Here is a 14,326-nt window from a genome sequence, read left to right on the forward strand (position 1 = left end):
CGAGCCGCACCACGGACCCCACCGACAGCACCCTGATACTCCCGAGACCCCCGACACCCACCAGGAGAAGGCCATGAGTCTGCTGCGCGCCGTCGGCCGCCCGATGCTGGCATCGATGTTCGTCGCGGGCGGCCTGGAATCCGTTCGCCACCCCGAGGCCGTCGTCCCGGTCGCCGAGCCCGTCGTCCGGCCCGTCGCCGAACGCGTCGCCGTGCTCCCGGACCGCACCGAGCAGACCGTACGGCTCAACGGCGCCGTACAGGTCGTGGCCGGACTGCTGCTGGCCGCCGGACGCGTCCCGCGCACCGCCGCGCTCGCACTCGCGGTCACGCTCGTGCCCACGACGCTCGCCGGGCACCGCTTCTGGGAGGAGGACGACACCGCCCAGCGTGTCCAGCAGCGCATCCACTTCCTCAAGAACCTGGCCATGCTCGGCGGTCTGCTGATCGCCGCCGACGACACCGGAGCCGCCCCCTCGCTGCTGTGGCGCGGCCGTCACACGGCCCGCGAACTGCGGCGCGATGCCCGCCTGGTGCGGCACGCCGCCCGGGCGGGAGCCCGCCCCGCCGCGGCGGCCGCCCGCGTCCGGTCCAAGCTGCCCCGCTGACCCGGGACCCGTCGGTGAGGGAGCCGACGGGGGTCCGAATCGCGTTAGCCCCCCGGAGCCCGGGGAACCCAGAGGCGGGTGGCCCCGGCCGGGTGCCACCACGATCCGGAGGTGAAGAACATGGGACACGGAGGCAACGTCATCGACGAACTGATGACCGACCACCGGGAAGTCGAGGATCTCTTCGGCAAGATCGAGGACCTGCCGCCCGGCCACAAGGACCGCAAGGTGTACGCGGACCAGGCGACGATCGAGCTCGTCCGGCACTCGGTGGCGGAGGAGGCCTATCTCTACCCGGCCGTGCGCGAGCACGTGGAGAACGGGAACACCCTGGCCGACAGGGAACTCGCGGACCACGCCAAGGCCGAGCAGGTCATGAAGGACCTGGAGAGCCGCGACGCGGGGGACGCCGAGTTCGACCGGCTCGTCGGCATGCTGATGGGCGAGATCCGCGAGCACATCGCCGACGAGGAGCAGAACCTGTTCCCCAAGCTGCGCGCGTCCTGCTCCCCGGAACAGCTAGACCAGCTCGGTGACAAGGTCCGGCAGGCCAAGAAGACGGCCCCGACCCGGCCGCACCCCGCCGCCCCGGACAAGCCCCCGGCCAACAAGCTGCTGGCACCGGGCGCCGGCCTGGTCGACCGGCTCCGCGACGCGCTGAGCGGTCGCGGCAAGCTCGACTGACGCCGTCCGTGGACCTGCCCGGGCCGCGCAAGAGGTTCGGGTGGAGGGCGCGTACGGGGCCCTGCGTCAGGCGGTGAGCGTGTGGTCCGGACGGAGACGGTCGAGCAAGTGGGAGCGGTGCAGTTCGGCCACGGGCGCCAGCAGGTCGGGGTGGCGCAGCAGCGCCGCTGCCCTCCGGTCGGTCTCGTCGGGTGCGAGCAGCCGCCGGAACTCGGCCGGCGCACCGGTGGTGTGAGTTCCCCCGGCGAGCGCGGTCACGGCGCGGGAGGCCATGTCCGGGTCGGCGAGCAGGCAGGCCGCCCAGCTGGTCACGACCTCGTCCACCCAGGTGCGCCAGGCGTCCGTGTCGTCCGGGGCGTCCAGGTCGGGGTCAGTGCCACTGTCGACTCCGGTGACCCCGTCGAGCCGTGCCGAACCGCCCGGGCCCGCCAGGCCGACCAGAGCGGCGTCCATCGCCGTCGGATACCGGAGCCACGCGGCGACCGTCACCGCCTGCCGCGCCTGCACCTCGCACAAGGCGGAGGCGAGAGCCCCGCCGGAGGCGGGGAAGGAACGGGTCAGCCACTGCGTGGTCGCCGCGATGACGGGGGAGAGGTCTGCTTTCACTGCCGGGCCGTCCGAGCTGGTGGGGTCAAGGACATCTGCCCGGAAACGGTAGCTTCCGGCATACCCGGCCGGATATGGCCTCGGTCTCCTCCGGGGCGTGGCCTAGGCCACACCGGCCGGGGCCGCCCGTTTGCCCCGCGGTGTCCGGACGCGTCGGCAGGGCACCAGGCGGCCATGGACGTACTCAGCCGCCCGGAGCTTCACCGCGGCCCATGTGAAGCGGTCACCTGCGCTGCCACAGGGCCGGGGTCTCGGCCGGTGCCCACGCGCCCTGGGCCTGGTGGTCCTGCAGACACCGGTAGCGCACGCCGTCGCGGGTCACCACGGCCCCGGCCTCGTACACACGGCCCTCGGTCCACTCCTGGGTGGCGCCGTCCTGCGGGGCCGGTGTCGTGGCCTGGGCGGTGGTGATGAGGACGAGGCCGAAGTCGCTGAGGATCGGGTTGACCGGCTGGTAGAACGTCGTGCCACCGCTGGTGCAGTTCCCGGAGCCGCCGGAGGTGACGCCCTGCGCCTGGACGCCCGCGACGAACGGCCCACCGGAGTCGCCCGGCTCGACACACACCGTGGTCCGGGTCAGCCCGCCGACCGTGCCCTGGGGGTAGGCGACACTCGTGTCATGCTGCTGGATCGTCCCGCAGTGCCATCCGGTGGTCGAACCGGACCGGCACACCGCGGCACCGACGAGCGCCTGCACCGATCCGGTGACCTGCACCTCCTGACCGTCCTGCGCCTTGACGCCGGGCGTGGCCGTCCACCGGTCGTTGGTGGCCACCCACGCCATGTCCTTGCCGGGGAACGTCGATGCCTGGAAGGTGCCCTGGGCGGTGCGGTCGTAGCCGGTCGTCACCGCGCCGGGCGCGCCGCAGTGGCCCGCGGTGACGAAGCCCTGCTGCTCGTCCCCGGTGACGGAGAATCCGACGGAGCAGCGGGCGGTGCCGTTGATGTAGAAGGCGTCGCCGCCGGTGATGTCCCGCATCAGGCGCGGCGAGTCCGTCGTCGTGCGGATGCCGACGTCCGAGCCCTGGAGCCCCGCCGCCTCGACGAAGGCTGCGCCGGCCGCCTGGCTCCTCGCCTGCACCATGACGCGGTTGTTCGGCACGTCGACGTACCACACGGGCGTGTCCAGGGTCCGGACCCGGGCGGCCGCCGCGTCCAGCTTCGCCTTGGCCGCCACGAGGTCGGACAGCGTCCGCCGGACGACCGAGGCCGTCGCACCCTGGGCCTCGATGGCGGGGACGTCCCCGGCGTCGACGGTCGCGACCGTGAGGTTCTCGGAGGCCGTGCCGTGCACCCAGGCGCCGGCGAACCGCTCGCCCAGGGCGATGCGCAGACGGCCCGCGCGGGTGCCCGCCTCCGCCTCGTTGGCCAGCCGTTCGGACGCCTGGGCCTCAGACAGCCCCAGATCGCGCCGCAGGGCGCCGAACAACTGCGCCGACGGCCGGTCGGCGTCGGCGCCCAGCGGCCGGGCGGTGACGGGCGCGGGTCCCGCCGTGGGCGGGAGCCCGGCCGCCGCGACGGAGGGGAGGCCGGTGAGGACGAGCCCGCCGAGCGCGGCCAGGGCCGCTCGGCGCGTGGTCCGGGCATGTCTGAGGGCCATTCGGTACGTCTCCTTCGTTCGGGGGCCGGCCGCCGCGAGCCCCGGGGCCCGGCCGGCGGTTTTTGCCGGGCCCGCTGCCGCACTCCGCCGCGCTGCCGGGCCCGCCCGCGTACGTCCCGTACGAGGACGGCCTTCCGCCCCGCGACGCTCCCCACTGCCTGAAGGGCGTGGGAGGCATCCCCAGCGCCGGACCCCGCAGACCGGTCCGGCTGAAACGCCGGACAGGACCCAGGTCTTGCCCGTGGCGCCCGCTGCGATGTCAGGAGCGCGCCAATTTCGCGCTTTGGTGAGGCGAATGCGCCAGGTGCAGTACCAGGACGCGACGGCAGGCGCCGGGCGTGGTGGGACGGGAAGCGCCGCCGGCAACGGGCCGACGGCGCTGGGACGAGCGGGGTGCGCGGCTGTGTTCAGCCGGACGCTTCGGTACCGGCTGACGTGCTCACGCGTTCCGGGACCGGCAGATGGTAGACGTGGAAGGCGCGACCGATGACCGGCTGGGCGACATTGCGCACCTTGACGCCTCCGCCGGTCATGCCGTGCTCCGTGCCGGCGTGCGCGTGCCCGTGCACGGCGAGGTCGGCGCCGGCCGTGTCGATCGCCTCGGCCAGCAGGTAGCTGCCCAGGAACGGATAGATCTCCAGCGGCTCCCCGGCCAGGGTCTCCGGCACGGGGGAGAAGTGGGTGAGGGCGATCCGGAGGTCGCAGCCCTCCGCGTCCAGCCGTTCCAGGGACGCCCGCAGCCCGTCGGCGCACCGGCGCGAGTGCCGGACGAACTCCTTCATCACCGGCTCGCCGAACTCCCCGGCGCTGCGCCCGACGAACCCGCCCCCGAACCCCTTGGTGCCGGCCACCCCGACGCGCGTGCCGCCACTGCGCACGACCGTCCCCTCGCCTTCCAGGACCCGGGCCCCGGCGTCCCGCAGGATGGCCGTGACCTCGTCCGGGTGGTCGTCGTGGTGGTCGTGGTTGCCGAGCACGGCGACCACCGGGACGGCGAGGTCCCGGATCTCCTCGGCCACCACGCGAGCCTCCCCCGGGGTGCCGTGCCGGGTGAGATCGCCGGCCAGCAGCAGCAGGTCGGCGCAGTCGGGCAGGGTGTCGAACGCGGGACGGAGCAGCCCCTGGCTGTCCGGCCCCATGTGGATGTCCCCGACAGCGGCGATCCGGATCATGTCAGCTCCTCCGCCTGGTCGGGCGACGACGTCTCGTTGACCACGACATCGCAGTGCACCGGAAGCCCGGCGAGCTCCTCGCGCACGACGCGCAGGACCTCCTCGCGGGCGGGGGCCGAGGGAACGGTCCCCGTGACCAGCACGGCCTCGCCGCGGACCTCGATCCGCACGCCGAGTTCACCGAGCTCCCCGGCGGCGAGACGGTCCTGGAGATGGGCGACGCGGTACTCCCGGCTCTGCGCCGGGGGCACGCCACCCGCCGGTCCGGCACCTCGGCTGCTCATGGGGATGCTCCTTCCGCGGGCTCACGGACGACGGTTTCCCCGGACGACGGGGCGTCCGGGGGGTGGGGCGTCCGGATGACGTCCAGACGTTCCAACAGGAAGAAGAAGGCGGCCGGCATGGGCTCGTCCCCGCAGTCGCGCCGTACCCGGTCCCAGTCGACCTTCTCGCGCAGGGCCCGGGCGATGGGCAGGACCGCGCCGAAGTCGACGTGGTGCTCGGAGAAGGCGGCGATCAGACTCCACAGCAGGTCGGTCGGTGCCAGGACGGGCATGCGCACCGACTCCACCGGGAGTTCCTCCGCCCGGTCGAGCATCTCCATGGAGACGGGCCGGTGCGCCAGCTCGAAGATGATGTCGACGTCCTGGCCGAAACACGTGGCCTTGATCAGCCAGTCCTCCGGTGGCGTGTACACCGTCAGCCCGGCCTCGTGGAGTGTGGCGGCCACCGGCTCGGCGTCCTCGGGGCGGACGCAGAAGTCGACGTCGTGCTGGAGGTTCCCGCTGCCGCCGTGGGCGTGGACGGCGACGCTGCCGGCCAGTGCGAAACGGTGCCCGTTCCGTTTGAGGATCGCCCCGACCTGTTTGGCCGCCTCCAGGATGGCCTGGTTGCGGTCGCGGGGAAGCGCGGTGTTCTCCTCCCCGGCGCGTGCCGGCGTCCGGCCGGGCGCGTCCGTGGCCGGCCGGACGCCGGGGACCCCCGGACGCCGGACGCGCGGGGCGTCGTCGCCGTTCTCCGTCATGTCCTCTCCCCTCGCCCGACCGGACGATCCGCACGGCCGCGGCCCCACGTCCCTGCCCCGGGGACGGGTCGGCCGCCGTGTCCGCACTGGGTACCCGGGGCGCCCGGTCCGACACCGGCGGAGATGCGGGGCGTGGGGACCGCTGTGCGTGCGGCGGGGCGGCGACGGGACCACCTCGGGTGAACAGGAAAAGCGCTCCGGCCGTTCACGGCTGAATATGGGCGACAGGGCGGGGAAGCCGATGGATGCCCCTGGGGGATGCGCTTTGGAGGCCGACATGAACGACATGACCGACATGAGCCCAGACACGTCTCGTTCGTCGGATCTTCCACAGCCCCTGCGGGCCGTGGCGTCGGGTCTGCGGCATGTGCCGGGCGCGGAACAGGTCGGGAAGGCGGCCGGCGGCGCGCTGGACGCGATCGGGGCGGTGTCCCCGCGCGGTCGCCGCATGGCCGTCTACGCCGGGGCCGGCGTGCTCGGTGTGGCCGGTGTCGTCGAGTGGCCGGTGGCGTTGACCGGCGCGGCCGTCGCCTGGCTCACCCAGCAGCGTCCGGCCCGGCCGCCGGAGACGGAGTCGCCGAACGGCGCGGCACCGTCCGGCGGACACGGGGCGCACCGTCCGGAAACCGGAACGGAACCGGAGCCCGCGCCCGGACCGCCCACCGACCAGGGCCCCGGCGACCGGCTGGACCTCTCCCGCCACCGGCACGAACCGGCGGAACCCCACGTGCACGAACAGCCCGCCAAGGTGGGCGACACCGCGACGGCGTCCGCGCTCAAGCAGGTCGCCGAAGCCACCGCGCACCACGAACCGCACACCGCCCGTCACCCGGGCCGGGACGGCTCACACGACCCGCAGACCGGCTGATCCAGGACCACGGGACACCCTCAGATGCTCACAGGCTTCGATGTCGCCCCCCTCGCCGGGGCCGTGGCGGGGGCCGCCGCAGGCGCCGCCCGCAGCACCGCCCAGGGCATGACGTCCGTCCACGACACGACGCGCCGCATCGGCAACGTCGCCCGCAACGCCCTGGGCGGCGGCCGGCACTGGCGGGCCGGACACCGCGTCCACCTGGCGCTGCGGGCTCCCGGCGGCGACGCCGGCCCGCTCGCCCGCAAAGTGGCCGACGAACTCCTCGACCACCCCGACGTGCTGACGGCGTACTGGGACGAGGGACTGACCCGCCTCGTCGTGACGGCGGCGGAGGACGCGGCCGGCGACCGGGTGACCGAGCGGGCCGTCGCGCTCGCCGCCCGCCTCGGACTGAGCGAGAGCGCCGATCCGGAGGAGGACGAGACCCCTCACCCCGGCGACCCCCGCGAGGTACGGGTCAGCGCCGCCGCGCTGCTGCTGGACGCCGCCGGTGCGGCCGGGGCCCTCGCCGGGCGCTCGCTGGGCCTGCCGCGGACCCCGAGAACGGTCACCGCCGCCGTCACGCTGCTGCGTGAGAACCCCCGCTTCCGCGCCCTGCTGCGGCAGCGGTTCGGCTGGGACGGCATGGAACTCGTCCTCGCCGCCGCCAACGCCGCCGCCCACGGAGCCGGACAGTCCCCGATGTCCCTGGTCCTCGACGGGCTGCTGCGGACCGGCCAGCTGACCGAGGCGGTGGCCCGGGCCGCGGCCTTCGAGGCGCTGCACGACGACCTCTGCACCGAGGAACGCGCCGGCGTCCCCAGCCCCACCGACAGCCGCCCACCGCTGCGGGTCACCCCCGCCCAGGCCTACGCGGCCAACGCCGGCACCGGCAGCCTGGCCGGCGCCGCCGCCGCCCTCCTCGTCACACACGAGACCCAGGAGGCAGCAGAAGCCGTCCTCGCCGGATCCCCCAAGGCGGCACGCTACGGCCCGGCCGCCTTCCAAGCGGCCCTCGGCACCTTCCTCGCCCGGTCCGGGATGCTCGTACGCAGCGGGGAGCGGTTGCGCCAGCTGGAGATCGCCGACTCCCTCGTCCTGCACGCCGACGCCCTGCGCAGCCGCCCGCCGGACACCCCGGACACCCCGGACGCCGACGGCGGGACCGCCGCGTTCGACGACCCGGTCGACCCGTTCGCCGAAGCCGTCCTCGACGCGGCCCGCCGGGCCGGGCTGTACGTCGTGATCACGGGCGGCTCCGACCTGAAGGACATCACCCGGCTCGCGGACGAGGCGGCCCCGGCGGACATGCCGTTCGGTGACGTCATCCGGGCGCTGCAGAACGACGGGCACATCGTGGTGAGCGTCGCCCGGGTGGCCGAACGCGGTGACGGCGAGGTGGCGGACGGGCTGCCCGCCGGTGACGTGGCCGTCGCCCTCACCGACGCGCGGTCGGCGGTCACCTGGGGGGCCGACGTGCTCGCCCCGGGCGGAACGGCCGACGTGTGGCGGCTGCTGACGGCCATTCCGGCGGTCCGCCGGGTCGGCCGCCGCTCGCAGGTCCTGGCCCGCGCGGGCGCCGCCCTGTCGGGGCTCATGGTGGCCCGCGGCGGCACACCCGGCGGCCGCGCCTGGCGGCGGCTCACCCGGCACGCCCCGGTGAACATCGCCGCGGCGGGCGCCCTGCTCTCCGGCTGGGCCGAGGCCGTGGGCGTGGCCCGCGCCACGCCGCCCGAACCACGGCTGCACGTGCCCTGGCACGCGCTGGAGCCGCACGAGGCGCGCGACCGGCTGAGCAGCCCCGCGACCGACGCCGAACCCCGCGGTCTCGCCCTGCTCGCCGACCGGTCCCGCCGGCGGGCGGCCCGGCTCGCCCGTACCCCCGTGGCGGCCCCGGCCCGCTGGACCTGGCAGGCGGCCGGTGCCGTCCGCCGGGAACTCGACGACCCCCTCACGCCCGTCCTGGCCACCGGGGCGGTCGCCTCCGCCCTGCTCGGCTCGCTCGTCGACGCGCTGCTCGTCGTCGGCGCAATGGACCTCAACGCCGTGGCGGGCGGACTCCAGCGGCTGCGCGCGGAACAGGCGCTCGCCCGGCTGGCCGCCCGCCAGCAGCCCAAGGCACGCCGGCAGGACACCCGCAGGCGCACGATCACCGTCGACGCGGCCCGGCTGCGGCCCGGCGACCGGATCAGCCTCGCCGCCGGCGATGTCGTACCGGCCGACGCACGGCTGCTGGAGGTGGACGGGCTGGAGGTCGACGAGTCGGCGCTCACCGGCGAGTCCCTGCCCGTGGCCAAGGACGTCGACGCCACTCCCGGCGCGCCGGTGAGCGGGCGGACCTGCATGGTCTTCGAGGGCACCACCGTCGTGGCCGGCCGGTCCGTCGCGCTGGTGGTGGACACCGGCGACCGCACCGAGGCGGGCCGCGCCGTCGCGCTCGCCGCCCGCACCCCACCGCCCGCCGGCGTCCAGGCGAGGCTGCAGGAACTGACCCGCAAGGCACTGCCGGTGACGCTCACCGGCGGCGCACTGGTGACCGGGTTGTCGCTGCTGCGCGGCAGCCCACTGCGGCAGGCCGTCAGCGGCGGGGTCGCGGTGGCCGTCGCCGCCGTCCCCGAAGGACTGCCGCTCGTCGCGACCGTCGCCCAGATGGCGGCGGCCCGCCGCCTGTCCCGGCGCGGCGTCCTGGTGCGCACGCCCCGCACCCTGGAGGCGCTCGGCCGGGTCGACACCGTCTGCTTCGACAAGACCGGCACCCTCACCGAGAACCGGCTGCGCCTGGTCCGGGTCGCCACCGCCGACGGCACCGTCCTCGCCCCGGACGCCGAGTCCGCCGTGCCGGTGGTACGACTGGCCGCCCGCGCCTGCCCGCAGGTGGAGACGGGTGAGGGCCGCCGGGTCGCGCACGCCACCGACGAGGCGGTCCTCGACGCCGCACCGCCCGACGGGTCCTGGGCGCCCAGCGGCGAACTCGCCTTCGAGGCCAGCCGGGGCTATGCCGCGGCCGTCGGCCGGGACAACGGCGGCGCCCGCCCGGACGCCGGTGACCTCCTCGTGGTCAAGGGCGCCCCCGAGACGGTCCTCCCGGCCTGCCGCGACCTGCCCGACGACACGACCGAAACGGCCCACACCCTCGCGGGGCAGGGGCTGCGCGTTCTCGCCGTCGCCCGGCGGCCGTGCCGGGGCCCGGACGCCACCGCCGAACTCGAAGCCGGCCTCGCGGATCTGGAGTTCGTCGGCCTGATCGCCCTGGCGGACGTCCCGCGCGACACCTCGCAGGCCCTCCTCACGGAGCTGCGCCGCTCCGGCATCCTGCCCGTCATGCTCACCGGCGACCACCCGGAGACCGCCCGCGCGATCGCCCTGCAACTGGGCTGGCCGGAGGCGACCGAGGTGGTCACCGGCGACGAACTGGTCGCCATGGGCCGCCGAGACCGGGTCCGCGCCCTGCACGGCGCCGGAGTCGTCGCCAGGGTCGCGCCCGAGCAGAAACTCCATGTGGTGGAGGCGCTGCAACAGGCGGGCCGGGTGGTGGCCATGGCCGGCGACGGCGCCAACGACGCCGCGGCGATCCGCGCCGCCGACGTGGGCGTCGGCATCGAGGCGCGCGGCTCGGCCGCCGCCCGCAACGCCGCCGACCTCGTCCTCACCACCGGCGACCTGTCGGTCCTGGTCGACGCGGTCCGCGAGGGCCGCGCGCTGTGGCGCAGCGTCGCCGACGCGGTGAGCATCCTCATCGGCGGCAACGCGGGCGAGGTCGGCTTCAGCGTGCTGGGCACCCTGCTCGCCGGTTCCTCACCGCTGTCGACTCGTCAGCTGCTGCTGGTCAACCTGCTCACGGACATGTTCCCGGCGATGGCGGTGGCGGTGACCCCGAGCGACGATCCCTCGACGGCGGCCCATGCCGAAACCGGCCCGATGGGCCTCGACGTCCTCGGCGCCCCCCTGCTGCGCGCCATCCGGCGCCGGGGCGTGACCACCTGCCTCGGCGCGGTCACCGCGTACCTGATCGGCCGCCTCACCCCCGGCAGCAACCGCCGTTCCACCACCATGGCCCTGTGCGGCGTGGTCGGCGCCCAACTCGTGCAGACCCTCTCCGGCCGCCGGCACAGCCTCCTGGTGTGGACGACGGCCCTGGGCTCCGCCGCGGTGCTCGCCGCCCTCGTCCAGACCCCCGGCGTCAGCCACTTCTTCGGCTGCACCCCGCTGGGCCCCGTGGCCCTGACGGGAGTGACGCTGGCCATCGCCCTCTCGGCGCTCGCACCGCGCCTGGAGCGCCTGGAGGCGGTCCGACGCCTGTACGAGCTGCTCTCCCGTCTCGCCCTGCGCCTGGGGGCCGACGCCCAGCAGGCCCGGCACCTGCTGCACAGCGGCATCGCGCGGCCGGTGGTGGCGTAGGGGCTCTCGTCCCGGAGGAAGCGACCACCGGCCGGGACGGCAGCGGCCCGAGCGGAACTTTCCGGGTGCGCTCAGACTGGAAGAGCAGGGTGGCCCCGGAACCCTTCGGGAGATCCGCCGACGCGGTCGGGCGCAGGCTGCGCCCTGGGCCGTTCGGTGCGTGGGCCGTTTCCGGGCCGGTCCGAACCCGGCACGGGGCCGTTCGGCCCATGCGCCGAACGGCCCCGGTGACGGACCCTGGAGAGGAGGCGCCGCGGCCCCGACGAACCAACCGGTCCGACACACCGGCGCGGCACGTCGTGGCCTCCGGCACCCGCGCGAGGAGGTGACGTCCCATGGCGCGGACGCGTGGTGCGCGGCCACGCAGGGTGTGGTTGTGGCGCTGGCGCAAGAACCCGCTGCGGCGCCGCAGCGATCTGATCGAAGCCTGGCTGCTGCTCGCCACCCTCGTCCTGACCCTCCTGGCCGGGGTGTTCACCGGCCTGGAGGCGGCGGGCGCGGTGGACGGGTCCCTCGCGGAGCGCCGAGCCCAGGCCCGCACGGTCCCGGCCGCACTGGTCGGGGACGCGGCACACGCACTGCCCGCGCCGGTGGCCGAGAACGGTGACGGCAGCGGTCATGTGTGGGCCAAGGTCCGGTGGACCGCCCCCGACGGCACCGTCCGCACGGGCCGGGCGGAGGTCGACCCCGGGAGCAGGGCCGGCAGCGTGGTCACCGTGTGGACGGACGGGGAGGGGCGCATGGTCTCCGAACCGCCCGGTGGAGTGGACGCCGAGTTCCAGGCCGTCATGGCGGGCCTCACGGTCGCAGCCGCGAGCGGGGGACTGGTCCTGCTCGGCGGCCGGCTCGTCCGGGGGCGGCTCCAGCGGCGGCGCGCGGTGGCGTGGGAGGCCGAGTGGCGGCTGGTCGAGCCGACGTGGCGGAAGCGCATGACGGGCTGACGGACGCACGGTCCGAGTGGGGTGCGCATGGACCATGTGCTGTATTGACCATCTGCTGAATTGCAAAAATTGGCAATTGCCTACATCCTTGACTGATATGCCCGTCGTCGTGGCCTCCGGGGCACGCCGTACGACGGAGCGCCGTAGCCACCGGGAAGTCGAGGGGTTGTGTCGGTACCGTTGCTGCTCGCCGGGGCCTGGGCCCGGATCACGTCGCTGCTGCCCACCCGGGGCGACCTCGACCAGATGCGGCGCGATCCGCGCCGCGACCTGCTCGCCGGACTGACCGTCGCCGTCGTCGCACTGCCCCTCGCCCTCGGATTCGGCGTCTCCTCCGGGCTCGGCGCGGAGGCGGGGCTGGCCACCGCCGTGGTCGCCGGTGCGCTGGCCGCCGTGTTCGGCGGCTCCAACCTCCAGGTCTCGGGCCCGACCGGGGCGATGACCGTGGTGCTCGTCCCCATCGTCGCCGACCACGGCGCGTCGGGCGTGCTCACGGTCGGGCTGATGGCGGGCGTGATCCTGGTCGTGCTGGCGCTGCTGCGGGCCGGAGGGAGCATGCGGTACGTGCCCGCACCCGTGGTGGAGGGCTTCACACTCGGCATCGCGTGCGTGATCGGACTGCAGCAGGTACCCAACGCCCTCGGTGTCCCCATGCCCGAGGGCGACCGGGTGCTGGTGGTGGCCTGGCGGGCGTTCGAGGAGTTCGCGCGCACACCCGACTGGACCGCGGTCGCCCTGGCGCTCTCGGTGGCCGCCGTGATGCTGATCGGGGCGCGCCTGCGGCCGACCGTCCCGTTCTCCATCCTGGCCGTGATCGCGGCCACGCTCGTGGTCCAGGTCGCCGGACTGGACGGGGTACGCCCCATCGGCGACCTGCCCTCCGGCCTGCCCACCCCCTCGCTCTCCTTCCTCGACACCGGCGCACTGGCCGAACTGGTCGCACCCGCCGTGGCCGTGGCGGCACTGGCCGCGCTGGAGTCGCTGCTGTCCGCCTCCGTGGCCGACGGCATGACCGTCGGCCAACGGCACGACCCGGACCGCGAACTGTTCGGCCAGGGCCTGGCGAACATCGCGTCGCCGCTCTTCGGCGGCGTCCCCGCGACCGGCGCGATCGCCCGCACCGCGGTCAACGTCCGCACCGGAGCCACCTCGCGACTGGCCTCCCTCGCGCACGCGGCGGTCCTCGCCGGGATCGTCTTCGCGGCCGCCCCGCTGGTGTCGAAGATCCCGCTCGCCGCGCTGGCGGGCGTCCTCCTGGCCACCGCCGTCCGCATGGTCGAGGTCGGTTCGCTGCGTGCGATGGCCCGCGCCACCCGCTCCGACGGGCTGGTCCTCGTCCTCACGGCCGTCGCCACCCTCGCCCTCGACCTCGTCCTCGCCGTGATCATCGGGCTGGCCGTCGCGGGCCTCCTCGCGCTGAGCGCCGTCGCCCGGCAGGCGCACCTCGCCCCGCTCCCGCTCGACCAGGGCGACCACACGGAGGAGGAACGCGAACTGCTGGCCGAGCACATCGTCGCCTATCGCGTCGACGGCCCGCTGTTCTTCGCGGCCGCCCACCGCTTCCTGCTGGAACTGACCGAACTCGCCGACGTGCGCGTGATCATCCTGCGCCTCTCCCACGTGAGCGTCATCGACGCCACCGGCGCCCTGGTGCTCAAGGACGCGGTGGCGAAACTGCGGCGCCGCGGCACCGTCGTCATGGTCTCCGGCATCCGGCCCGACCACCGCAAGGTCCTCGACTCCGTCGGCGCGCTGGAGATGCTGCGGCACGAGGGCCGGGAGTACGCCGCGACGCCGGAGGCGATCCGCGCGGCCCGCGAGCACCTGGAGCTCACCGGCGTCCTGCCCGCGCCCAGGGCCCCGCAGCCGACCGCCGAGCCCACCGGACCGTCGAACAGGCCCTGACCGACCAGGGGATCGGCCGGCACAGCCACCGGAACACAGGAATGTACGAAGTTGCTAATGTCGGAAAGCTCAGAGAACGGCGAGGTCGGGTGCCGACGACGCACAGGTGGGGCGAGGGACCTCGGACCGGACGACGGGACCGGGGCGGCGCGCCGGAAACCGGGAACCGGAAACCGGAGAGGGGACGGCACGATGACCATGCCGCTGTACCAACTGAAGGCTGAGTTCTTCAAGACCCTGGGCCACCCCGCCCGCATCCGGGTCCTGGAACTCCTCAGCGAGCGCGAGCACGCCGTCGCGGAGATGCTGCCCCAGGTGGGTATCGAACCGGCTCACCTCTCCCAGCAACTGGCGGTGCTGCGCCGGGCGAACCTCGTGGTCAGCCGCAAGGAGGGCTCGACCGTGTACTACTCGCTGACCAGCCCGCACGTGGCGGAACTGCTCCGGGTGGCCCGCACCATCCTGTCCGGAGTGCTGGCCGGCCAGGCCGAACTGCTCGCCGACCTCAGGGGCGAGACGAAACCGCTTCCTTAGGC

At 74.8% G+C, this 14,326-nt stretch carries 12 protein-coding genes; 7 read left to right on the plus strand and 5 right to left on the minus strand.

Features of this window, described 5'->3' with window-relative positions; genetic code table 11:
• Positions 1 to 73 precede the first annotated feature (73 nt).
• Positions 74 to 607, plus strand: coding sequence for a DoxX family protein (locus JL475_RS28780; protein WP_202280890.1), 534 nt, complete (start codon positions 74 to 76; stop codon positions 605 to 607).
• Between the two features lie 120 nt (positions 608 to 727).
• Positions 728 to 1,291 (plus strand): hemerythrin domain-containing protein, encoded by a 564-nt coding sequence (locus tag JL475_RS28785; RefSeq protein ID WP_202280891.1) that lies wholly within the window; start codon positions 728 to 730, stop codon positions 1,289 to 1,291.
• A gap of 66 nt (positions 1,292 to 1,357) precedes the next feature.
• Here the strand turns inward: JL475_RS28785 and JL475_RS28790 are convergent, their stop codons facing one another.
• The 5 genes from JL475_RS28790 to JL475_RS28810 form a co-directional block, all read right to left on the minus strand.
• Positions 1,358 to 1,897 (minus strand): hypothetical protein, encoded by a 540-nt coding sequence (locus JL475_RS28790; protein ID WP_202280892.1) that lies wholly within the window; start codon positions 1,895 to 1,897, stop codon positions 1,358 to 1,360.
• 223 nt (positions 1,898 to 2,120) lie between these two features.
• Positions 2,121 to 3,497, minus strand: coding sequence for an alpha-lytic protease prodomain-containing protein (locus JL475_RS28795; protein WP_202280893.1), 1,377 nt, complete (start codon positions 3,495 to 3,497; stop codon positions 2,121 to 2,123).
• Positions 3,498 to 3,904: 407 nt separating this feature from the next.
• Entirely contained in the window at positions 3,905 to 4,669 is a 765-nt protein-coding gene (locus JL475_RS28800; protein ID WP_202280894.1) for a metallophosphoesterase, read from the minus strand.
• On the minus strand, positions 4,666 to 4,953 hold the full coding sequence (locus tag JL475_RS28805; protein WP_202280895.1) for a hypothetical protein: 288 nt from the start codon (positions 4,951 to 4,953) through the stop codon (positions 4,666 to 4,668). Before JL475_RS28805 ends, JL475_RS28800 begins: the two co-directional genes overlap by 4 nt.
• Positions 4,950 to 5,693, minus strand: coding sequence for a nucleotidyltransferase family protein (locus tag JL475_RS28810; RefSeq protein ID WP_202280896.1), 744 nt, complete (start codon positions 5,691 to 5,693; stop codon positions 4,950 to 4,952). Before JL475_RS28810 ends, JL475_RS28805 begins: the two co-directional genes overlap by 4 nt.
• A gap of 277 nt (positions 5,694 to 5,970) precedes the next feature.
• On the opposite strand from JL475_RS28810, the gene JL475_RS28815 reads away from it, so the two are divergent.
• The 5 genes from JL475_RS28815 (at position 5,971) to JL475_RS28835 (ending at position 14,324) form a co-directional block, all read left to right on the plus strand.
• Complete coding sequence (locus JL475_RS28815; RefSeq protein WP_237408568.1) at positions 5,971 to 6,561, plus strand: hypothetical protein; 591 nt, start codon at positions 5,971 to 5,973, stop codon at positions 6,559 to 6,561.
• A 24-nt stretch (positions 6,562 to 6,585) separates the two neighbouring features.
• On the plus strand, positions 6,586 to 10,944 hold the full coding sequence (locus JL475_RS28820; protein WP_202280897.1) for a cation-translocating P-type ATPase: 4,359 nt from the start codon (positions 6,586 to 6,588) through the stop codon (positions 10,942 to 10,944).
• 335 nt (positions 10,945 to 11,279) lie between these two features.
• Positions 11,280 to 11,885: a hypothetical protein gene (locus JL475_RS28825; RefSeq protein WP_202280898.1), complete on the plus strand. Its 606-nt coding sequence runs from the start codon at positions 11,280 to 11,282 to the stop codon at positions 11,883 to 11,885.
• A 168-nt stretch (positions 11,886 to 12,053) separates the two neighbouring features.
• Positions 12,054 to 13,790, plus strand: a complete 1,737-nt coding sequence (locus JL475_RS28830; RefSeq protein ID WP_307825189.1) for a SulP family inorganic anion transporter — start codon at positions 12,054 to 12,056, stop codon at positions 13,788 to 13,790.
• 192 nt (positions 13,791 to 13,982) lie between these two features.
• A complete protein-coding gene (locus JL475_RS28835) occupies positions 13,983 to 14,324 on the plus strand; it encodes a metalloregulator ArsR/SmtB family transcription factor (protein ID WP_109377945.1) in 342 nt (113 codons plus the stop codon).
• The last annotated feature ends 2 nt before the right edge of the window (positions 14,325 to 14,326 follow it).

Source organism: Streptomyces sp. M2CJ-2, assembly GCF_016757295.1.
Taxonomy (GTDB): Bacteria; Actinomycetota; Actinomycetes; order Streptomycetales; family Streptomycetaceae; genus Streptomyces.

Excerpts from the sequence above, each read along its gene's own strand:
- JL475_RS28805 (WP_202280895.1), bottom strand. The coding sequence starts at position 4,953 with ATGAGCAGCCGAGGTGCCGGACCGGCGGGTGGCGTGCCCCCGGCGCAG.
- JL475_RS28795 (WP_202280893.1), bottom strand. The coding sequence starts at position 3,497 with ATGGCCCTCAGACATGCCCGGACCACGCGCCGAGCGGCCCTGGCCGCG.
- JL475_RS28800 (WP_202280894.1), bottom strand. The coding sequence starts at position 4,669 with ATGATCCGGATCGCCGCTGTCGGGGACATCCACATGGGGCCGGACAGC.
- JL475_RS28820 (WP_202280897.1), top strand. The coding sequence starts at position 6,586 with ATGCTCACAGGCTTCGATGTCGCCCCCCTCGCCGGGGCCGTGGCGGGG.
- JL475_RS28815 (WP_237408568.1), top strand. The coding sequence starts at position 5,971 with ATGAACGACATGACCGACATGAGCCCAGACACGTCTCGTTCGTCGGAT.
- JL475_RS28835 (WP_109377945.1), top strand. The coding sequence starts at position 13,983 with ATGACCATGCCGCTGTACCAACTGAAGGCTGAGTTCTTCAAGACCCTG.
- JL475_RS28780 (WP_202280890.1), top strand. The coding sequence starts at position 74 with ATGAGTCTGCTGCGCGCCGTCGGCCGCCCGATGCTGGCATCGATGTTC.
- JL475_RS28825 (WP_202280898.1), top strand. The coding sequence starts at position 11,280 with ATGGCGCGGACGCGTGGTGCGCGGCCACGCAGGGTGTGGTTGTGGCGC.
- JL475_RS28785 (WP_202280891.1), top strand. The coding sequence starts at position 728 with ATGGGACACGGAGGCAACGTCATCGACGAACTGATGACCGACCACCGG.
- JL475_RS28810 (WP_202280896.1), bottom strand. The coding sequence starts at position 5,693 with ATGACGGAGAACGGCGACGACGCCCCGCGCGTCCGGCGTCCGGGGGTC.